At 54.0% G+C, this 20,114-nt stretch carries 20 protein-coding genes; 15 read left to right on the forward strand and 5 right to left on the reverse strand.

The window, feature by feature from the left end; all coding sequences use genetic code 11:
* Positions 1-3 precede the first annotated feature (3 nt).
* The 4 genes from mreD to csrD form a co-directional block, all read right to left on the reverse strand.
* Entirely contained in the window at positions 4-492 is a 489-nt protein-coding gene (gene mreD, locus D5066_RS16105; RefSeq protein ID WP_014071997.1) for a rod shape-determining protein MreD, read from the reverse strand.
* Complete coding sequence (gene mreC, locus D5066_RS16110; protein ID WP_032650442.1) at positions 492-1,508, reverse strand: rod shape-determining protein MreC; 1,017 nt, start codon at positions 1,506-1,508, stop codon at positions 492-494. Before mreC ends, mreD begins: the two co-directional genes overlap by 1 nt.
* Positions 1,509-1,569: 61 nt before the next feature.
* Positions 1,570-2,613 carry a rod shape-determining protein MreB gene (gene mreB, locus D5066_RS16115; protein WP_000913396.1) on the reverse strand — a complete coding sequence of 348 codons (1,044 nt, stop codon included), beginning with the start codon at positions 2,611-2,613 and terminating at the stop codon, positions 1,570-1,572.
* 282 nt (positions 2,614-2,895) lie between these two features.
* The gene (gene csrD / locus D5066_RS16120) at positions 2,896-4,836 is read right to left on the reverse strand and encodes an RNase E specificity factor CsrD (RefSeq protein ID WP_119916502.1); all 1,941 of its coding nucleotides are present in this window, start codon (positions 4,834-4,836) and stop codon (positions 2,896-2,898) included.
* A gap of 183 nt (positions 4,837-5,019) precedes the next feature.
* On the opposite strand from csrD, the gene acuI reads away from it, so the two are divergent.
* From acuI to D5066_RS16190, 14 genes are all read left to right on the forward strand, one after another.
* Positions 5,020-5,994: an acrylyl-CoA reductase (NADPH) gene (gene acuI / locus D5066_RS16125; RefSeq protein ID WP_119916503.1), complete on the forward strand. Its 975-nt coding sequence runs from the start codon at positions 5,020-5,022 to the stop codon at positions 5,992-5,994.
* A gap of 77 nt (positions 5,995-6,071) precedes the next feature.
* Positions 6,072-7,073, forward strand: coding sequence for a protein-methionine-sulfoxide reductase catalytic subunit MsrP (gene msrP, locus D5066_RS16130; protein WP_119916504.1), 1,002 nt, complete (start codon positions 6,072-6,074; stop codon positions 7,071-7,073).
* Positions 7,074-7,673: a protein-methionine-sulfoxide reductase heme-binding subunit MsrQ gene (gene msrQ, locus D5066_RS16135; RefSeq protein WP_119916505.1), complete on the forward strand. Its 600-nt coding sequence runs from the start codon at positions 7,074-7,076 to the stop codon at positions 7,671-7,673.
* Between the two features lie 234 nt (positions 7,674-7,907).
* Positions 7,908-8,360, forward strand: coding sequence for a type II 3-dehydroquinate dehydratase (gene aroQ, locus D5066_RS16140; RefSeq protein WP_119916506.1), 453 nt, complete (start codon positions 7,908-7,910; stop codon positions 8,358-8,360).
* 21 nt (positions 8,361-8,381) lie between these two features.
* Entirely contained in the window at positions 8,382-8,846 is a 465-nt protein-coding gene (gene accB / locus D5066_RS16145; RefSeq protein WP_008502856.1) for an acetyl-CoA carboxylase biotin carboxyl carrier protein, read from the forward strand.
* Between the two features lie 10 nt (positions 8,847-8,856).
* Positions 8,857-10,206, forward strand: coding sequence for an acetyl-CoA carboxylase biotin carboxylase subunit (accC, locus tag D5066_RS16150; protein ID WP_003860388.1), 1,350 nt, complete (start codon positions 8,857-8,859; stop codon positions 10,204-10,206).
* Positions 10,207-10,314: 108 nt separating this feature from the next.
* Entirely contained in the window at positions 10,315-10,557 is a 243-nt protein-coding gene (locus tag D5066_RS16155; RefSeq protein WP_006178860.1) for a YhdT family protein, read from the forward strand.
* Positions 10,547-11,998 (forward strand): sodium/pantothenate symporter, encoded by a 1,452-nt coding sequence (panF, locus tag D5066_RS16160; protein ID WP_119916507.1) that lies wholly within the window; start codon positions 10,547-10,549, stop codon positions 11,996-11,998. Before D5066_RS16155 ends, panF begins: the two co-directional genes overlap by 11 nt.
* Before the next feature lie 11 nt (positions 11,999-12,009).
* A complete protein-coding gene (gene prmA / locus D5066_RS16165; RefSeq protein WP_080328361.1) occupies positions 12,010-12,891 on the forward strand; it encodes a 50S ribosomal protein L11 methyltransferase in 882 nt (293 codons plus the stop codon).
* 138 nt (positions 12,892-13,029) lie between these two features.
* Positions 13,030-13,770, forward strand: a complete 741-nt coding sequence (locus D5066_RS16170) for a carbonic anhydrase (RefSeq protein ID WP_080328362.1) — start codon at positions 13,030-13,032, stop codon at positions 13,768-13,770.
* Positions 13,771-14,100: 330 nt separating this feature from the next.
* Entirely contained in the window at positions 14,101-15,066 is a 966-nt protein-coding gene (dusB, locus tag D5066_RS16175) for a tRNA dihydrouridine synthase DusB (RefSeq protein WP_008502861.1), read from the forward strand.
* Positions 15,067-15,089: 23 nt separating this feature from the next.
* Positions 15,090-15,386 carry a DNA-binding transcriptional regulator Fis gene (gene fis / locus D5066_RS16180; protein ID WP_000462905.1) on the forward strand — a complete coding sequence of 99 codons (297 nt, stop codon included), beginning with the start codon at positions 15,090-15,092 and terminating at the stop codon, positions 15,384-15,386.
* Positions 15,387-15,565: 179 nt separating this feature from the next.
* On the forward strand, positions 15,566-15,730 hold the full coding sequence (locus D5066_RS16185) for a DUF2556 family protein (protein WP_014885446.1): 165 nt from the start codon (positions 15,566-15,568) through the stop codon (positions 15,728-15,730).
* Between the two features lie 138 nt (positions 15,731-15,868).
* Entirely contained in the window at positions 15,869-17,950 is a 2,082-nt protein-coding gene (locus D5066_RS16190) for a putative bifunctional diguanylate cyclase/phosphodiesterase (protein WP_119916508.1), read from the forward strand.
* On the opposite strand, the gene envR is transcribed toward D5066_RS16190, so the two are convergent.
* Entirely contained in the window at positions 17,866-18,582 is a 717-nt protein-coding gene (gene envR, locus D5066_RS16195; protein ID WP_119916509.1) for an acrEF/envCD operon transcriptional regulator, read from the reverse strand. The genes D5066_RS16190 and envR overlap by 85 nt on opposite strands.
* A gap of 383 nt (positions 18,583-18,965) precedes the next feature.
* On the opposite strand from envR, the gene D5066_RS16200 reads away from it, so the two are divergent.
* Positions 18,966-20,105: an efflux RND transporter periplasmic adaptor subunit gene (locus D5066_RS16200; RefSeq protein WP_119916510.1), complete on the forward strand. Its 1,140-nt coding sequence runs from the start codon at positions 18,966-18,968 to the stop codon at positions 20,103-20,105.
* The last annotated feature ends 9 nt before the right edge of the window (positions 20,106-20,114 follow it).

Here is a 20,114-nt window from a genome sequence, read left to right on the forward strand (position 1 = left end):
CTTTTATTGCACAGCAAACTGCTGGCGAACCTTACGCATCAGCAGGAATAACCATGGCCAGAGCACACCGTTTACTACACTACTCCAGAACACTTCCGGTCGGAAAGAGACGTTGATCACTAAAAACTCTGCCCAGAAAACAACGATATCCGCGGCAAGCGACAACAGCATCACCACCAGCGCCTGTTGCCAGAGCGCAAGGTTCCGGAAGAGCTGGAATTTAAGTGCGACAAGATACGCGATAATGCTCATGGATAACGCGCGTACGCCAAGCGTAGAACCGCTAATGAGATCCAGTATGGCACCCATCACAAATCCCGTGCCGACATTTACGCGGTGCGGCAGAGCAAGGATCCAGTAAAGTAAAATGAGCAGAACCCAGTTTGGCCGGAAAACGAGAATGTCATCCGGCCAGGGCATAATCTGCAGCAACAGTGCAATGAGGAATGAGAGCCAGATGACCCAGCGTCCCTGGCTACGATAGCTTGCCACTACTGCCCTCCCGAAGAGAGTTTAGGCGGTGGCGGCGCATCAGGCAGCGGCTGCGTTAATCCTGTTGCCGGCGCGGGCACTGGCGCTGGCGGCCCCATGGAGTCCGCTGGCGGAAGAACCTGCGGCATCATCTGCATCAGACGTTCATTCGCCACGCGATGCACCTCTTCAGGCGTCATCGGGTTTGCACCGTTACGATCGGCTCCCCAGAGCAGCAGCAGATAGCGCAGACGCTGTAAACCAGCGGTTGGACGCGCCTGAATTACGGTATAGGCACGCTGAGTATCCAGCTTCACCGACGAGACCACGGCAACCGGGTAGCCTTCCGGGAAGCGTCCACCCAGACCGGACGTCACCAGCACGTCACCGACGCGGATGTCCGTATTAGCAGGCAGATGTTCCAGCTGCAGATCGTCCGTGCAGCCGTTACCGGCCGCAATCACGCGGATGTCGTTACGCAGAACCTGGATCGGCAGCGCGTGAGTGGCATCGCAAATCAGCAGCACGCGGCTGGTCAGTTTGGCTACTGCGACAACCTGGCCTACTACGCCTTTATCGCTGATGACGGGCTGACCTTCATACACCCCGTTCACGCTGCCTTTGTCGATCACAACCTGATCGCTGTAAGGGTCGTTCACGGTGGAGATCACCTGCGTGACCATCTTCTGCTCGTCCTGACGCAGCGGCGAGCCGAGCAGTTCACGCAGACGCGCGTTTTCCTGCTTATATTGCCCCAGCATCAGCAGTTCGCTGTTTTTCAGCAGCAGTTCCTGGCGTAATGCCCGGTTTTCGAGTTCGAGCTGGTCTCGCGAAGACAGCGTTTGAGAAACGGAGTCGAGCAGTTCACGGGGACCATTTGATATAAAGTAGAAAGGACTGACGGCGGTATCCATGTACGTTCGGATCTGGCTGAACGTACCGAGGCGGCTATCGGCAATAATGACGCCAAGCGCAACCAGAACCGCCAGAATGAGGCGAAACTGTAGCGATGGGCCACGGCTAAAAATTGGCTTCATAGGCTATGCGTATTCTCGTGTCAGAGAGAAAGGGTAGCGATACGCTACCCTTTCACAATGACTACTCTTCGCTGAACAAGTCGCCGCCGTGCATGTCGATCATTTCCAGCGCCTTGCCACCACCGCGGGCGACGCAAGTCAGTGGATCTTCTGCAACTACGACAGGAATACCTGTCTCTTCCATTAACAGGCGGTCGAGGTTACGCAGCAGCGCACCACCACCGGTCAGAACCATACCGCGTTCGGAGATATCGGATGCCAGTTCTGGCGGGCACTGTTCCAGCGCAACCATCACCGCGCTCACGATGCCGGTCAGCGGTTCCTGCAGCGCTTCCAGAATTTCGTTGGAGTTCAGGGTAAAGCCGCGTGGAACACCTTCAGCCAGGTTACGGCCACGCACTTCGATCTCGCGCACTTCATCGCCCGGATACGCAGAGCCGATTTCGTGCTTGATGCGCTCTGCAGTCGCTTCACCGATCAGAGAGCCGTAGTTACGGCGCACGTAGTTAATGATCGCTTCGTCGAAGCGGTCACCACCGATACGCACGGAAGAGGAGTACACCACGCCGTTCAGAGAGATAACGGCCACTTCAGTGGTACCACCACCGATATCCACCACCATAGAGCCGGTAGCTTCAGAAACTGGCAGGCCTGCACCGATAGCCGCAGCCATTGGCTCTTCAATCAGGAATACTTCACGCGCACCTGCGCCCTGAGCGGATTCACGAATCGCGCGACGTTCTACCTGGGTTGCGCCAACCGGCACACACACCAACACACGCGGGCTTGGGCGCATGAAGCTGTTGCTGTGGACCTGCTTGATGAAGTGCTGAAGCATTTTTTCAGTCACGAAGAAGTCAGCGATAACGCCGTCTTTCATTGGGCGAATGGCGGCAATGTTGCCAGGGGTACGACCCAGCATCTGCTTCGCGTCATGACCCACTGCGGCCACGCTTTTTGGCGAGCCTGCGCGATCCTGACGAATGGCCACAACAGAAGGCTCATTCAATACGATGCCTTGTCCTTTTACATAAATAAGGGTATTCGCGGTACCCAGGTCAATGGACAGGTCATTGGAAAACATGCCACGAAATTTTTTCAACATACTAAGGGATAATCCTGAAAGCTGGGGCGGAAAACAAAATCCGCTTACTTTACCAACCACACGCAGCAGCGACAAGGCGCAAAAATCATCTGCAACGGTGAAAATTTGTGCAGTACGTTTCCTGATGTTACAAAATCATCCCCTGACTCCCTCAGGGCTGAGTTAACAGTCGTGTCCCTCACTAACATTTGTAACCCGTTAAAGGTCGTTCACTGGCTTTTTGCTCGACATACTCAAAGCTACAGGCGCGATATTCTACGTGAAAACAAAGTAAACGGCAGGTCAAACAGAGTATCTTTGCAAATATTTTTTCACGTTGGTGTCAAGCGGCTGAGAGGCGGCAAAAAAATCACCCTGACCGCCCATAACGCCGCGCTCTGTTAACATCTGCCATTCGCCTCTGGAGCGCACGCCCGTGGCAAATACTTGCGTTCGCGTTCCCTTGCACGCTTCAACCAGACTCTGTACCAGCAGCTGATTTTCCGTGCGCTTTTCAATATTCCTTACCAGCCCCGGATGTAATTTTAATAACTCGACATCCAGCTCCTTGATCCAGTTGGTACTGACCAGCGTTAAACCTGCCTGCGTCACTGCTACGCGCGCGCCGAGCGCGTTGATCAAACGTACCACCGGACGCAACCGGCTGATGTGTTGACCCACATCCGCCTCAGCAAGTTCAAAAATAATGCGTTTGCGTTGCGATTTTTCGCATTGCATTAAGGTATCACGCAGCCAGCGCTGAAAACGCGGGCGAATTAACGACTCCACGGTAACCTGTAATGCCAGATTTTCGTCAGGCCAGAAGGATAAAAACGGAATCAACCGCGTAATTTGCTGGCGGTCATACTCTTCGGACAGCCCAAATTGCAGCACCATCGGCAGATATTCCGCAGAAATAACTTCTTCCGTACCGTCAAAAATACGGCACAGCAGCTCGCGGTGGTGGACGTTACCCTTTTTCAGGACCGCCGGCTTTTGATAAATACGTGGCCCACCGCGACTCAGCATTTGCTCAATCAAAGTACGCCAGCGCACGTTTCCGCGCCCTTTTTCCGGCAGCGAATCGTCATAGACCGCCCAACCGTTCGCCCCCTGCAGCACGGCATTACGGGTGGCCGCTTCCGCATGCTCCATCACCTGCTCTGTCGACTGCCCGCCGCGCCAGGCGCAGATACCCATATGAACCATATCGTCTCTGTCGAGCATTTTGCTCTGCGGCAGCGCATCGACGGCCTTCAGCAGCTGGCTGGCGATGCTCTCTGACTCCTTCAACGTGCGATGCGGCAGCAACACGGCAAAGTCACTGCGGTGATAGCGGGCCAGCAGCGCGCCCGGGTAGCGCATAATAAAGGTGGAGAGCAGGTTGATCAGCGTAAAGAGATTTTCTTCCGCGGCGCGCTGTCCCCAGGTATCGCGCAGCAGATCGAAATCAGGCAGGCGGACCATCATTACCACCCCGTGGGTGCCCACTTTTTCCGGGTCGTCGAGCAGTGTGGCAAGCTGATTATCAAAGAAAAGGCGGTTGTTCAGGCCTGTTTTATTATCCTGCGCGGCATAAGAGCGGATCAGCGTATCCATACGGCTGCGCTGGTCGCTGGCAAACTGGATTTCGGAGAGCAGCGTATCCAGCGCGCTGCTGGCGCGGGACGGCCATTCGTGAACCGAGCCGCGCACCTGCGGGCCGCGTTCACCGTTCAGGATACGTACGGAGCGGATCTCCAGCAGTTCCTGACCAGAAAGCTGGCGGCGCAGCCAGCGGACCGCGAGAAAAATCAGCAGAATAATGAATGCGACAGCGACGGTGAGCGGCGCGGTGGTCATCATGGAACGGAAATAGCTGGCCATCGGATCGAGGTAGACCATGTGGATGGTCATGCCCGGATTTTTGAGGGAGTGTACCGTTACTTCACGATACTGGCTCACCACGCCCGCAGGTCGATAACTTCCCTGCCGTTCATGGCTTAACACCTGATGCTTTCCCTGCTGAATGTCGATCTGAATAATATCAACCGGCACCATCAGCTCATCCAGTTCCCGGGACAGCTCAGGGAGCGGCGTAGTCAGCAGACGCGTATCAATGACCGACGCAACAGATTCCACCCGGTTGACCAGTTTGTCCTGAATGGCGTTATAAAAGCTCAGAGAGCAACCAAGAAGCGTGACAAAGATGGTAAGCCCCGTCAGCAAAGTGATAAAAGCCGAGAACTTCGTCGTTAATCGCATCCTTGAGATTACTCCGTGGGTTGATGGGGTAGCGAGTAAGCGCTAACTTGCATTTCAAATGCGGCATACTACCAAACCTGGCGTATCTGGCAATTTATTGCGTTAAATCGGCATTGCTTTACCCTGAGCGAGTATAGTCTTCAGAAAGTATTTTCCCATCATATGAGTTGTGAGGACCCCCGTATGCAGGCTTTGATCTTAGAACAGCAGGACGGTAAAACGCTTGCCTCAATACAGGCCGTAGAAGAGAGCCGACTGCCGGAAGGCGAAGTAACCGTCGACATCGACTGGTCCAGTTTAAATTATAAAGATGCGCTGGCTATTACCGGTAAGGGTAAAATCATCCGAAATTTCCCTATGGTGCCGGGTATTGATTTTGCTGGCCGGGTTCATAGCAGCGAAGATCCGCGTTTCCATGCGGGCCAGCAGGTGCTGCTCACCGGCTGGGGCGTGGGTGAAAATCACTGGGGCGGGCTGGCAACACAGGCGCGCGTGAAGGGTGACTGGCTGGTGCCGATGCCAAAAGGCATGGATGGCCGCAAAGCGATGATCGTTGGTACCGCAGGCTTTACCGCCATGCTGTGCGTGATGGCCCTTGAAGATGCTGGCATTCGTCCTGAGTCAGGTGAAATTGTCGTGACCGGGGCCAGCGGTGGCGTGGGCAGCACGGCAGTCACGCTGCTGCATAAGCTGGGTTATCAGGTTGCGGCGGTTTCTGGCCGTGAAAGTACGCATGACTACCTGCGCCAGCTCGGTGCCAGCCGCATTATTGGCCGCGATGAGTTTGCTGAAACCCGCCCGCTGGAAAAACAGGTCTGGGCAGGCGCGGTGGATACCGTCGGAGACAAAGTGCTGGCAAAGATCCTGGCACAAATGAACTACGGCGGCTGCGTGGCAGCCTGCGGCCTGGCGGGTGGATTTGCCCTGCCAACGACAGTGATGCCATTTATTCTGCGTAACGTCCGCCTGCAGGGTGTGGATTCCGTGATGACGCCTGCGGCTCGCCGTGCAGAAGCGTGGGAGCGTCTGGTGCGCGATCTGCCGGAATCATTCTATACTCAGAGCGCCACCGAGATTACGCTCGGCCAGGCACCGGAATATGCCAGTAAGATTATGGATAACCAGTTCCACGGCCGTGCGCTGGTGAAAATCGCCTAATCTTCAAATTTTCGTGACATATTCGCGCGAATCCTTCTCCTCCGTCATGCTTAGAAAAACGCATGACGGAGGATGCCATGAAAAACCGAAAACTGACGGAAGCCGACGTAACGTCTGAGTCTGTCTTTATGTTACAGCGCCGCCAGATCCTGAAAATGCTTGGCATCAGCGCCACCGCACTGACGCTCTCTCCAGCAGCACACGCTGACCTGCTCGACTGGTTTAAAGGCAACGATCGTCCTAAGGCGCCTTCCGGTGCCCCACTTAACTTTACCAAACCCGCCGAATGGCAAAACACGCTGGCGCTCACGCCGGAAGATAAGGTCACCGGCTACAACAACTTCTACGAATTTGGTCTGGATAAAGCCGATCCCGCCGCCAATGCCGGCAGCATGAAAACCGATCCGTGGACGCTGAAAATCGACGGCGAAGTGGCGAAACCGTTGACGCTGGACCACCACGATCTGACCACCCGCTTCCCGCTCGAAGAGCGTATCTATCGCATGCGCTGTGTAGAGGCCTGGTCGATGGTGGTACCCTGGGTAGGCTTCCCGCTGCATAAGCTACTGGCGATGGTTGAGCCCACCAGCAATGCAAAATACGTCGCCTTCCAGACGCGCTACGCCCCGGACGAGATGCCGGGTCAGAAGGACCGGTTTATCGGCGGCGGGCTTGATTATCCGTACGTCGAAGGGTTGCGTCTTGATGAAGCCATGCATCCCCTTACCCTGCTGACCGTCGGCGTTTACGGTAAGGCGCTCCCGCCGCAGAACGGTGCCCCCATCCGTTTAACCGTGCCGTGGAAATATGGCTTCAAAGGGATTAAATCTATCGTCAGCATTAAGCTGACCCGCGAGCGTCCGCCAACGACCTGGAACCTGGCGGCCCCGAACGAATATGGTTTCTTCGCCAATGTGAACCCGCATGTGGATCATCCCCGCTGGTCGCAGGCGACGGAACGCTTTATTGGCTCCGGCGGCGCGCTGGACGTGAAGCGTCAGCCCACGCTGCTGTTTAACGGCTATGCAGATGAAGTGGCGTCACTGTATCGTGGTCTCAATTTACGGGAGAACTTCTGAGTGCGTTTAACGGCAAAGCAGATCGTCTGGCTGAAAGTGCTGCTGCATTTAGCCGGGATACTTCCTTTTCTCTGGCTGTTCTGGGCGGCCAGTCAGGGGCTCTTTAGCGCCGATCCGGCAAAGGATATCCAGCATTTTACGGGTCGGATGGCTCTGAAATTTTTGCTGGCAACCTTGCTCGTCTCGCCGCTGGCGCGCTACGCTAAACAGCCATTATTGATACGCACCCGTCGGCTTTTGGGGCTATGGTGTTTTGCCTGGGCGACGCTGCACCTTACCAGCTACGCCCTGCTGGAACTGGGAATTAACAATCTGGCGCTGCTTGGCCGCGAACTGGTGACCAGACCTTATCTGACGCTGGGTATCGTGAGCTGGGTAGTTTTACTGGCGTTAGCGCTGACATCCACGCAATATGCGCAGCGCAAGCTGGGTCGTCGCTGGCAGTTGCTGCACAACTTCGTCTATCTTGTCGCGATCCTCACCCCCATTCATTATCTGTGGTCGGTGAAGATCCTCTCTCCGCAGCCGGTCCTCTATGCGCTGGCAGCCGTGGCGCTTTTAGCATGGCGTTATAAGAAGTTCCGCCAGTGGTTGCGATAGTTCGCGAAACTGTGCGTTTTCCCGCAGATTACCTCTCAACCGCAAATCTTTTTTGGATTGCGGTTGATAATCTTCCCTGATAAGACCAGTATTTAGCTGCCAAATGCTACGAAATCGTTATAATGTGCGACCTTGGTTCGCACGACAGCGGTTTTAGGCCTCTGAAAAGGTGACATTTGCGCTTCGACGGTATATTTTGTTTTTTATCCGAAGATCGCAGGAGATAGCGGCATAATGACTGATAAGTTCCATATCTTAGTTTTAAATGGACCGAACCTGAACATGCTCGGAACCCGTGAGCCAGAGAAGTACGGCACGCTGACATTGAGCGAAATTGTTAACCGTCTGGGCACGGAAGCAGCCTCGCTGAATGTGGATTTGGACCATTTTCAGTCAAACGCGGAGTACGCAATCATCGACCGTATTCATCAGGCTAAAGACACTGTGGACTATATCCTGATCAATCCGGCCGCGTTTACGCACACCAGTGTTGCTATTCGCGACGCACTGCTCGCGGTGAGTATCCCGTTTATCGAGATCCACCTGAGTAATGTGCACGCCCGAGAGCCGTTCCGCCACCATTCGTATCTGTCGGATATCGCTGCTGGCGTTATCTGCGGACTGGGCGCAGACGGCTATTCATACGCTTTACAGACAGCGGTAAAACGCTTGTCACAATCACACTAAACAAGAGTACGGAACCCACTCATGGATATTCGTAAGATTAAAAAACTGATCGAGCTGGTTGAAGAATCAGGCATCTCCGAACTGGAAATTTCTGAAGGCGAAGAGTCTGTACGCATCAGCCGTGCAGCCCCAGCCGCTAGCTTCCCGGTAATGCAGCAAGCTTACGCTGCGCCAGTGCAGCAGCCTGCGCTTTCCGCAGCCGTTGCGCCAGCAGCAGCTGAAGCCGCACCTGCCGCTGCAGCAGAAATCAGTGGTCACATCGTACGTTCCCCAATGGTTGGTACTTTCTACCGCACCCCGAGCCCGGACGCGAAGGCGTTCATCGAAGTGGGTCAGAAAGTCAACGTAGGCGATACCCTGTGCATCGTTGAAGCGATGAAAATGATGAACCAGATCGAAGCTGACAAGTCAGGTACTGTGAAAGCGATTCTGGTCGAAAGTGGTCAGCCGGTTGAATTTGACGAGCCGCTGGTCGTCATCGAGTAACGAGGCGAACATGCTGGATAAAATTGTTATCGCCAACCGTGGCGAGATTGCACTGCGTATTCTTCGTGCCTGTAAAGAACTGGGCATCAAGACCGTGGCCGTGCACTCAAGCGCGGATCGCGATTTAAAACACGTATTGCTGGCGGATGAGACGGTCTGTATTGGCCCGGCTCCGTCCGTAAAAAGCTATCTGAACATCCCGGCTATCATCAGCGCCGCTGAAATCACCGGCGCGGTGGCAATTCATCCGGGTTATGGTTTCCTCTCTGAGAACGCCAACTTTGCTGAGCAGGTTGAACGCTCAGGCTTTATCTTCATCGGTCCGAAAGCTGACACCATCCGCCTGATGGGCGACAAAGTGTCTGCGATCACAGCGATGAAAAAAGCCGGTGTACCAACCGTACCAGGCTCTGACGGCCCTCTGACCGACGACATGGATGCTAACCGTGCTCATGCTAAACGCATTGGCTACCCGGTTATCATCAAGGCGTCCGGCGGCGGCGGCGGTCGCGGTATGCGCGTTGTGCGCAGCGATGCTGAACTGGCGCAGTCCATCTCCATGACCAAAGCAGAAGCGAAAGCCGCTTTCAGCAATGACATGGTGTACATGGAAAAATACCTGGAAAACCCACGTCACATCGAAATTCAGGTGCTGGCTGACGGTCAGGGTAACGCGATCTATCTGGCAGAACGTGACTGCTCCATGCAGCGTCGTCACCAGAAAGTGGTCGAAGAAGCGCCAGCGCCGGGCATTACCCCGGAACTGCGTCGCTACATCGGCGAGCGTTGCGCCAAAGCGTGCGTCGACATCGGCTATCGCGGGGCGGGTACCTTTGAGTTCCTGTTCGAAAACGGCGAGTTCTACTTCATTGAAATGAACACCCGTATTCAGGTTGAACACCCGGTTACCGAAATGATCACCGGCGTTGACCTGATCAAAGAGCAGCTGCGTATCGCAGCCGGTCAGCCGCTGTCCATCAAGCAGGAAGAAGTTGTGGTGAAAGGCCATGCGGTAGAGTGCCGTATCAACGCCGAAGACCCGAACACCTTCCTGCCAAGCCCGGGTAAAATCACGCGTTTCCACGCGCCGGGTGGCTTTGGTGTACGTTGGGAGTCTCATATCTACGCCGGATACACCGTACCGCCGTACTATGACTCAATGATCGGTAAGCTTATCTGCTACGGCGAAAACCGTGATGTGGCGATTGCCCGCATGAAGAACGCCCTGCAGGAGCTGATCATCGACGGTATCAAAACCAACGTTGATCTGCAGATGCGCATTATGAGCGACGAGCACTTCCAGAATGGTGGAACTAACATCCACTACCTGGAGAAAAAACTCGGTCTTAACGAGAAGTAAGACTGCTCTCACGCGAAAAGGCCGGATAATCCGGCCTTTTTTATTTCTGGGGATCGCCACGCCCCATCATGTACAATCCCCGCTTTCTGCATCCACAAGGGACAAAAAATGGACAAACGTTTTGTTCAGGCCCATAAAGAAGCGCGCTGGGCGCTGTGGCTGACCCTTCTCTATCTTGCCGCATGGTTAGTAACTGCTTACTTACCTGACTCCGCTATTGGCATCACCGGCCTGCCGCACTGGTTCGAAATGGCCTGCCTGCTGGTACCGCTGGTGTTTATTCTGCTGTGCTGGGCAATGGTGAAATTCATCTATCGCGATATTCCGCTGGAGGACGATGATGCAGCTTGAAGTCATTCTGCCGCTTGTCGCATACCTGCTGATCGTGTTTGGTTTGTCCATTTATGCCATGCGTAAAAGGGCGACCGGCGCTTTTCTGAATGAGTATTTCCTCGGCAGCCGGTCGATGGGCGGCGTTGTACTGGCGATGACGCTGACCGCCACCTATATCAGCGCCAGCTCGTTTATTGGCGGTCCCGGTGCGGCCTACAAATACGGGTTAGGCTGGGTATTGCTGGCCATGATCCAGCTGCCCGCCGTCTGGCTCTCGCTCGGTATTCTTGGTAAGAAATTTGCCATCCTGGCGCGCCGCTATAACGCCGTCACGCTCAACGATATGCTGTTTGCCCGCTACCGCAGTCGCTTGCTGGTGTGGCTGGCGAGCTTAAGCCTGCTGGTGGCCTTTATTGGCGCGATGACGGTACAGTTTATCGGTGGGGCTCGCCTGCTGGAAACGGCGGCCGGGATCCCCTACGAGACAGGCTTGCTCATCTTCGGGGTAAGCATTGCGCTATACACCGCGTTTGGCGGGTTCCGCGCCAGCGTACTGAACGATACGCTGCAGGGAATGGTCATGCTCATCGGCACGATCGTTCTGCTGGTGGGGATTGTTCATGCGGCTGGCGGCCTCAGTCATGCCGTGGAAACTCTGGAAGCGATTGACCCGAAACTGGTTTCACCGCAGGGCGCGGATGACATCCTTTCTCCGACGTTTATGACGTCGTTCTGGGTGCTGGTCTGCTTCGGGGTGATTGGCCTGCCGCATACCGCCGTGCGCTGCATCTCCTATAAAGACAGCAAAGCCGTTCACAAAGGGATCATTATCGGGACGATAGTGGTCGCGGTTCTGATGTTTGGTATGCACCTGGCGGGTGCGCTGGGGCGTGCGGTGATCCCTGACCTTACCGTACCGGATCTGGTGATCCCGACGCTGATGGTCAAAGTGCTGCCGCCCTTCGCCGCAGGGATTTTCCTCGCGGCGCCAATGGCGGCGATTATGTCGACCATTAACGCCCAGTTACTGCAAAGTTCCGCTACGATCATTAAAGATCTCTACCTGAATCTGCGCCCTGAGCAGGTTGAAAATGAACGACGCCTGAAGCGGATGTCAGCCGTCATTACCCTGGTGTTAGGGGCACTGCTGCTGCTGGCCGCATGGCGTCCGCCGGAGATGATCATCTGGCTGAACCTGCTTGCGTTTGGCGGCCTTGAAGCCGTTTTCCTGTGGCCGCTGGTATTGGGTCTCTATTGGGAACGCGCCAATGCTGCTGGCGCGCTGAGCGCGATGATTGTTGGCGGCGTGCTTTACGCTGTGCTCGCAACGTTTAAAATCCAGTACCTGGGCTTCCATCCGATTGTGCCTTCGTTGCTGCTAAGTTTACTGGCATTTGTGGTGGGGAACCGTTTCGGCCAGCCCGCCCCACAAACCGCTATGATTTCTACTGATAAATAAAGAGTTTTGCCATGCCGTGGATCCAACTAAAACTGAACACAACCGGCGCGAACGCCGAAGAGCTGAGCGATGCGCTGATGGAGGCCGGCTCTGTCTCCATTACCTTCCAGGACACGCATGACACGCCGGTGTTTGAGCCGCTGCCGGGCGAAACGCGCCTGTGGGGTGACACTGACGTTATCGGTCTGTTTGATGCCGAAACCGACATGAAAGAGGTCGTCGCTATTCTGGAAAACCATCCCCTGCTGGGCGCAGGTTTTGTGCACAAAATCGAGCAGCTGGAAGACAAGGACTGGGAACGCGAGTGGATGGATAATTTCCACCCGATGCAGTTCGGCAAACGTCTGTGGATTTGTCCTAGCTGGCGCGATGTACCGGATGAAAATGCCGTCAACGTAATGCTTGACCCAGGCCTGGCGTTTGGCACCGGCACCCACCCAACCACCTCTCTGTGCCTGCAGTGGCTGGACGGTCTGGATCTGGAAGGTAAGACGGTGATCGACTTCGGATGCGGCTCCGGGATCCTCGCAATTGCCGCCCTGAAACTGGGCGCGGCGAAAGCCATCGGGATCGATATCGATCCGCAGGCCATTCAGGCCAGCCGCGATAATGCCGAGCGAAACGGCGTTTCCGATCGCCTGGAGCTATATCTGCCGGATGCGCAGCCAGAAGCCATGAAAGCCGATGTGGTGGTCGCAAACATTCTCGCGGGCCCGCTGCGTGAACTTGCGCCATTAATCAGCGTGCTGCCCGTTGAGGGCGGTCTGCTGGGGCTTTCCGGCATCCTGGCAAGCCAGGCGGAGAGCGTTTGCGAAGCCTACGCCGACCTTTTCGCTCTCGACCCGGTTGTAGAGAAAGAAGAGTGGTGCCGTATTACCGGTCGTAAAAAATAAGTATTTGGCGTGGTCCTCTGACCACGCCTCCTCCCCTCTAATATTCCTCCCGCCCTTTGCCTGCCTCCGGTAAAATAACCACACAAATCATATTGATAAATTTTGGTTTGGATAATAAAAATTCACAGGAAGAATATTATGAAACACGTTTATAGCAAGGCAGCGCTGCTGGCGCTCGGCATCATCTCGGCATCAGCATACGCATCACACTGGAGCTACAAAGGAGAAGGTTCACCGGAGCACTGGGGAGAACTGGATGAGACATACAAAACCTGTCAAAGCGGAATGTACCAGTCTCCGATTGATATTGATTCGACCGCTAACGCCCACCTTTCCCCGCTGCAAACGCACTACATTGATGGCCCTGTGACGCTGACAAACAATGGCCATACCATTCAGGCAAGCGAACAGACTGACACCCGCGACACCATCACGCTGGATAAGCAAACCTGGACGTTACAGCAGTTCCACTTCCACGCACCGAGCGAAAATACCGTGCATGGCAAGCATTACGCGATGGAAATGCACCTTGTGCATAAAAATACGAAGGGAGAGCTGGTTGTTGTTGCGGTCATGTTCGACAAAGGGGCAGAGAACCGTGAGCTTGATAAACTGTGGAGCGTTATGCCTCAGCAGGCTGATCTGAACGTCTCCATCAAACAGGATCTCAATCTGAACACGTTGCTGCCGAAAGATAAAACGTACTGGCGCTTTAGCGGCTCGCTGACCACGCCACCCTGTTCGGAAGGCGTGACCTGGATTGTGCTTAAGCATCCTCTGACCGTGTCTGCCGAGCAACTCGAGAAATTCACCCACACAATGCATCACGATAATAACCGTCCGGTACAGTCCCTTCATGGTCGTGTTGTCGTCGAATAACGACTATTTTTTGTCCTGACATCATGTTCTAAAATGCGACGCAGATCGCAAAGAAGTGGGGAAATCTGCTGCTAAAAACAGCAGATTATCCCGCTCATGTGTCGCATTTATTCAGAATTGATGAGAAGTTACGGGAAATTGTAAGCGCACATAAAATAACCATCACCGCATAACCCAATGATTTAAATAATGAATAATTTTAAACAGAAAGACTGTGCGGCGATTCCTTGATCTACAACAGTGGATTGTTCAAAGTTTGGCCTTTCATCTCGTGCAAAAAATGCGTAATATACGCCGCCTTGCAGTCACAGTATGGTCATTTCTTAACTCATGCGCATCGGACACCACCAGCTTAGAAATCGCCTGATCGCAGCCCCAATGGCAGGTATTACCGACCGGCCGTTCAGGACGCTGTGCTATGAGATGGGAGCCGGTTTAACCGTATCCGAGATGATGTCGTCTAACCCGCAGGTCTGGGAAAGCGACAAATCCCGCCTTCGGATGGTGCACATTGATGAACCAGGTATTCGCACCGTGCAAATTGCCGGAAGCGTCCCTGAAGAGATGGCAGATGCCGCGCGTATTAACGTGGAAAGTGGCGCCCAGATTATTGATATCAATATGGGTTGCCCGGCCAAAAAGGTGAATCGCAAGCTTGCAGGTTCAGCCCTTCTGCAATACCCCGACCAGGTGAAAGCTATCCTGACGGCGGTTGTCAGCGCAGTGGACGTTCCTGTTACGTTAAAGATTCGCACGGGTTGGTCGCCGGAACACCGTAACTGTGTAGAGATTGCCCAACTGGCCGAAGACTGTGGCATTCAGGCCCTGACCATCCATGGACGCACTCGCGCCTGTTTGTTCAATGGTGAAGCTGAATACGACAGCATTCGGGCAGTTAAGCAGAAGGTTTCCATTCCGATTATCGCGAATGGCGACATAACTGACCCGCTTAAAGCCAGGGCTGTACTCGACTATACGGGAGCTGATGCTCTGATGATAGGACGTGCAGCTCAGGGAAGACCCTGGATCTTCCGGGAAATCCAGCATTATCTGGACACTGGGGAGCTGCTTGCCCCGCTGCCACTGGCAGAGGTAAAGCGCTTGCTTTGTTCGCATGTTCGGGAACTGCATGACCATTACGGTCAGGCAAAAGGGTACCGAATTGCGCGTAAACACGTCTCCTGGTATCTCCAGGAGCACGCTCCAGATGACCAGTTTCGGCGCACATTCAACGCCATTGAGGATGCCAGCGAACAGCTGGAGGCGTTGGAGGCATACTTCGAAAATCTTGCGTAATGAAATAAAGAGCTGACAGAACTATGTTCGAACAACGCGTAAATTCTGACGTACTGACCGTTTCTACCGTTAACTCTCAGGATCAGGTAACTCAAAAGCCCCTGCGTGACTCGGTTAAACAGGCACTGAAGAACTATTTTGCTCAACTGAACGGTCAGGATGTTAATGACCTGTATGAGCTGGTACTGGCTGAAGTTGAACAGCCACTGTTGGACATGGTGATGCAATACACCCGCGGTAACCAGACCCGCGCTGCGCTGATGATGGGTATCAACCGTGGTACTCTGCGTAAGAAACTGAAAAAATACGGCATGAACTGATTTCGATTAGCGAAATGCTTGTTTAAAAAGGCGCTACCTGGCATGGGGATGCGCCTTTTTTATTATCCGCTCCCGTCACCGTCAACGCTTTGTAAACCTTCCCTTATCCCGCTTTTAAACCGCGGCTTTTCGTGTATATTTCCACCACTTCAGTGGCTCTCTTCTCGCGGAATGACACAATGATTCGTAAATACTGGTGGCTGGTTGTCTTTGCAATCTCCGTTTTCCTTTTCGATGCCCTCCTGATGCAGTGGATTGAACTGATGAGCACCGAAACCGACAAGTGCCGCAATATGAACTCCGTCAATCCGCTGAAATTAGTGAACTGTTCAGAACTCGATTGACTCCCCCACGTCGCTGCCACCCCGTTATTACCCACTAAAAACGGGGATTTAAATCCCTTTGAGCCGTTCCCTGACGGTGATAATGTCTCGCCCTTCTCAACCGCTCTTGCGTAACATCACACTCGAGTAGAACTGTCCATGCTGGTTAGCCAATACAACCCTGTCCTTGTCGTCCTCTCCTTTGTTGTTGCCATTCTTGCGGCTTATACCGCGCTGAATATGGCTGCACGCGTCGCCGGGAGTCAGGGTGTAGCAGCGCGCATCTGGCTGGCGGGTGGCGGTATTGCCATGGGTATTGGCGTGTGGGCCATGCACTTTATCGGCATGCTGGCGATGGACCTCTCCATGAGCATGAGCTACAACGCGACCCTGACGATTTTATCCATGGTCATCGCCGTCGGTTCGTCGCTGTTTGCGTTATGGCTCGTCAGCTGCGAGCAGTTGCGCTTGCGCCGCCTGCTGCCCGGCGCTCTGGTGATGGGAAGCGGCATTGTCGCGATGCATTACACGGGTATGGCCGCGCTGGAAGTGATGCCCGGGATTATCTGGGACAAGGGCTGGGTGGCCATGTCTGTCGTGATTGCGCTCGCTGCTTCGCTTGCTGCATTGTGGCTGACGTTTCGCCTGCGTCACGAAGCCGCGCAGGTGGTACTGATGCGCATGGGGGCCGCCATCACGATGGGGATTGCCATTGCCGGCATGCACTACGCCGGGATGAAAGCCGCACAGTTTCCGATGTCCACGATGGTTCATCATCAGGGTATCAACGGAAGCTGGCTGGCGGTGCTGGTCAGCGTCGTCGCGCTCTCTATCCTGGGGATCACCCTGCTGGTGTCGATGCTGGATGCCCGCCTGCAGGCACGTACCGCCCTTCTGGCCTCATCGCTTGCGGAAGCTAACCGGGAACTCGCTCAACTGGCATTGCAGGATACCCTGACGCGCTTGCCCAACCGTATCCTGCTGGAAGACAGACTCGATCAGGCCATCAGCAAAGCCGATCGTGAAGGCACCCATTTTGCCCTGATGTTCATGGATCTCGACGGTTTTAAAGCCATCAATGATGCCTACGGTCATGATGTCGGTGACAGGCTACTGGTCGCCGTTACGCAGCGTCTGCTGCATCTCCTGAAGGGCCAGTTCACCCTTGCACGCATTGGCGGCGATGAGTTTGTTCTGCTGGCAGAGGGAGAAGGACCGGACGATGCGGCCTCGCTGGCAAATTCACTGGTGCGGGCGATAGATAACCCGTTCACTCTCGACCCCTATGAACTGGTAGTGACCCTCAGCATTGGCATCGCGCTGTATCCTCACGACGGCAAAAGCGAACGTGAGCTGATGTTTAACGCCGATGCGGCGATGTACCACACCAAGCATATGGGTCGAAACGGCTATCACTTCTTCCAGCCCTCCATGAATACTCTGGCGCAGACCCATCTTCAGTTAATGAACGATCTGTGGATGGCCATCGATCGCAATGAACTGCGCCTGCTTTATCAGCCAAAGTTTCATGCGCCTGCGGGACCTCTGCTCGGCTTTGAGGCACTGCTGCGCTGGCAACACCCTAAACAGGGCTTACTGACGCCAGACCTTTTCCTGCCGCTGGCGGAAAAAACCGGGCTCATCATCCCCATTGGTAACTGGGTGATCAACGAAGCCTGTCGTCAGCTGAGGGAATGGCACCTTCAGGGACATCATAACTGGTCTATGGCAGTTAACCTGTCGACATTGCAGTTTGAACAACCCTCACTGGTGAAAACGGTTCTCGACTGCCTTGCCCTTCATCACGTCCCGCCGGAAATGCTCATTCTGGAAGTGACGGAAACCACGGCAATGAGCAACCCGGATGAAAGCGTGCGGGTGCTGACAGAGCTGACGGATGCAGGAGTGAAAGCCTCCATTGATGACTTTGGTACCGGCTATTCCAGCCTGCTCTATCTCAAGCGTTTACCGGCGTGTGAACTGAAGATCGACAGGGCATTTGTGAAAGAATTAAGCGGTGAAAGCGAGGATGCGACCATTGTCTCAGCGATTGTGGCCCTCGCAAAAACGCTGAACCTGAAAGTTGTGGCTGAAGGTGTGGAAACCGAAGCGCAGCAAACCTTTTTGACGGAGCTGGGCTGTAACACCCTTCAGGGCTATCTGTTAGGTAAACCTGTCAGCGCGCAGACCATCGACACGCTTTGCGCCCGGGGCGAAATGTTGCCTGGCGCTGAGCTGTAATCATCATGTGGCGATACTCGCATGACCGGGAGTGTCGCCAGAATACTATCGACCAGGGCGGGAGCCTGCTGATAAAGATTAAAACTGTCGCTATTCATTAACCAGTTTTTAATGATTCCGCTAAAAAAACCGTGGAACACAATCATCGTCAGTTCAACATTCACCTGCGGCGCAACGATTTTCCGGGAAATACATTTCTCCAGCGTGACGCGCAAAAAGTCATAATTGAATCCAATCCGTTTTCTGATTTCAGCCTCGGAAATCATATCGCTATTAAATTCACATTTATGATACAGAATTTGCAGAAGCGCACATTGACGGGGCTCGCGTGCAATATACTGCAATGCAGTAATAAATTGCTCACGAAGCATTAACAACGGATCATCGTTTTCAGAAAGAGAAAGCCTGTCGCGAATAACATCCCGAAGCGGTAACTGCTGTTCCCAGATAGCGTTAAATATTTCGGCCTTACTGGCAAAGTGCCAGTAGATTGCGCCGCGCGTCACCTTCGCAGCATCCGCGATATCCGTCAGGGTCGTGTTGGCTACGCCTCGCGTCGCAAACTGCCCGATAGCCGCCTCAATCAACTGCTGTCGGGTTTGTTGAGCCTCTTCTTTCTTTTTACGTGCCATAGACAGCTACTCGTTACTCACAAGGTTGATACGGGACACCGGGTTAAGATGTGCGAAAGTATTCACTAAAACACGTTTTAATTTTGCACAAAAAAAGTCAATCTTCTTAATTTATAATCAAGGCAAATACATAGTGATATTTATATTCACAGAATTAATATATGGACGCATTAAACCTTATTTACCTGATTAGTCTGACAGAAGTATACCCGCATTTTATCCGGGTCTGATTCTGATTTTCCCGTCAGGCCTCGTCATTCGCACTTATAAATTAAAAAACATTAAATACCCTCATTATTATACGCAGCTACATTTTATTTTTTCCCTGCCCCAGCTACCGATCTACGGCAAACATCGGTTAATGGGTATTTAAAGGAACAGTAATGACGAATCATTTCAGACGCTTGCCCTTATCCGTTTTCATTGTCTGCGCTGTACTGCTCACTGGATGCGATGGCCAGGAAAACCAACAACAACATGCGCAGGCACCTCAGGTCAGCGTTCATATTGTGAAAAGCGCGCCTCTGGCTGTCACAACTGAACTCCCGGGTAGAACAGATGCGTTCCGCGTTGCGGAGGTTCGTCCACAGGTTAGCGGTATCATCTTGCGCCGCAACTTCACGGAAGGTAGCGATGTAAAAGCAGGAGATTCACTGTACCAGATCGATCCTGCGACCTATCAGGCGGCCTATGACAACGCGAAAGGCGAGCTGGCAAAGGCACAGGCGGCCGCCAATATTGCGCACCTGACGGTGAAACGCTACCTCCCGCTGATGGGAACGCAGTACGTCAGCAAGCAGGAGTATGACCAGGCCGTGGCCACGGCTCAGCAGGCAGATGCCAGCGTCGTCGCCGCAAAAGCGGGCGTTGAAAGTGCACGCATCAATCTTGCGTACACCAAAGTGACGTCCCCTGTCGATGGCCGCATCGGTAAATCCAGCGTGACGGAAGGGGCGCTCGTCACGAACGGGCAAGCCGCAGCGCTGGCAACGGTCCAGCAGCTTGATCCGATTTATGTCGATGTCACCCAGTCGAGCAATGAATTTATGCGTCTGAAGCAGACGAGCCTGCAAAAAGGTGATAAGGCCAGCAGCGTTGAGCTGCTGATGGAGAATGGTCAGCCCTATCCGCTGAAAGGCACGTTGCAGTTCTCTGACGTTACGGTGGACGAAAGTACCGGATCAATTACCCTGCGTGCCATTTTCCCTAACCCTCAACATCTGCTGTTACCGGGGATGTTTGTTCGCGCCCGCATTGATGAAGGCACACAGCCAGATGCCATCCTGGTTCCGCAGCAGGGCGTTACCCGCACACCGCGCGGCGACGCAACCGTACTGGTAGTTAATGATAAAAATCAGGTTGAATCACGTACCGTTGTTGCGCCTCAGGCAATCGGCGATCGCTGGCTGGTGACGGAAGGGTTGAAAAACGGTGACAAAGTGATCGTCAGCGGCCTGCAAAAAGTCAGGCCTGGAGCTACCGTCGTTGCCACGCCTGATACCACCACGACTCCCGCCAGTTAAGGAACGACG

The organism is Enterobacter chuandaensis (genome assembly GCF_003594915.1).
Taxonomy (GTDB): Bacteria; Pseudomonadota; Gammaproteobacteria; order Enterobacterales; family Enterobacteriaceae; genus Enterobacter; species Enterobacter chuandaensis.

Coding starts and splice junctions, on each gene's coding strand:
- mreC (WP_032650442.1), bottom strand. CDS start 1,508: ATGAAGCCAATTTTTAGCCGTGGCCCATCGCTACAGTTTCGCCTCATT.
- mreB (WP_000913396.1), bottom strand. CDS start 2,613: ATGTTGAAAAAATTTCGTGGCATGTTTTCCAATGACCTGTCCATTGAC.
- csrD (WP_119916502.1), bottom strand. CDS start 4,836: ATGCGATTAACGACGAAGTTCTCGGCTTTTATCACTTTGCTGACGGGG.
- acuI (WP_119916503.1), top strand. CDS start 5,020: ATGCAGGCTTTGATCTTAGAACAGCAGGACGGTAAAACGCTTGCCTCA.
- msrP (WP_119916504.1), top strand. CDS start 6,072: ATGAAAAACCGAAAACTGACGGAAGCCGACGTAACGTCTGAGTCTGTC.
- aroQ (WP_119916506.1), top strand. CDS start 7,908: ATGACTGATAAGTTCCATATCTTAGTTTTAAATGGACCGAACCTGAAC.
- accB (WP_008502856.1), top strand. CDS start 8,382: ATGGATATTCGTAAGATTAAAAAACTGATCGAGCTGGTTGAAGAATCA.
- accC (WP_003860388.1), top strand. CDS start 8,857: ATGCTGGATAAAATTGTTATCGCCAACCGTGGCGAGATTGCACTGCGT.
- D5066_RS16155 (WP_006178860.1), top strand. CDS start 10,315: ATGGACAAACGTTTTGTTCAGGCCCATAAAGAAGCGCGCTGGGCGCTG.
- panF (WP_119916507.1), top strand. CDS start 10,547: ATGCAGCTTGAAGTCATTCTGCCGCTTGTCGCATACCTGCTGATCGTG.
- prmA (WP_080328361.1), top strand. CDS start 12,010: ATGCCGTGGATCCAACTAAAACTGAACACAACCGGCGCGAACGCCGAA.
- D5066_RS16170 (WP_080328362.1), top strand. CDS start 13,030: ATGAAACACGTTTATAGCAAGGCAGCGCTGCTGGCGCTCGGCATCATC.
- dusB (WP_008502861.1), top strand. CDS start 14,101: ATGCGCATCGGACACCACCAGCTTAGAAATCGCCTGATCGCAGCCCCA.
- fis (WP_000462905.1), top strand. CDS start 15,090: ATGTTCGAACAACGCGTAAATTCTGACGTACTGACCGTTTCTACCGTT.
- D5066_RS16185 (WP_014885446.1), top strand. CDS start 15,566: ATGATTCGTAAATACTGGTGGCTGGTTGTCTTTGCAATCTCCGTTTTC.
- D5066_RS16190 (WP_119916508.1), top strand. CDS start 15,869: ATGCTGGTTAGCCAATACAACCCTGTCCTTGTCGTCCTCTCCTTTGTT.
- envR (WP_119916509.1), bottom strand. CDS start 18,582: ATGGCACGTAAAAAGAAAGAAGAGGCTCAACAAACCCGACAGCAGTTG.
- D5066_RS16200 (WP_119916510.1), top strand. CDS start 18,966: ATGACGAATCATTTCAGACGCTTGCCCTTATCCGTTTTCATTGTCTGC.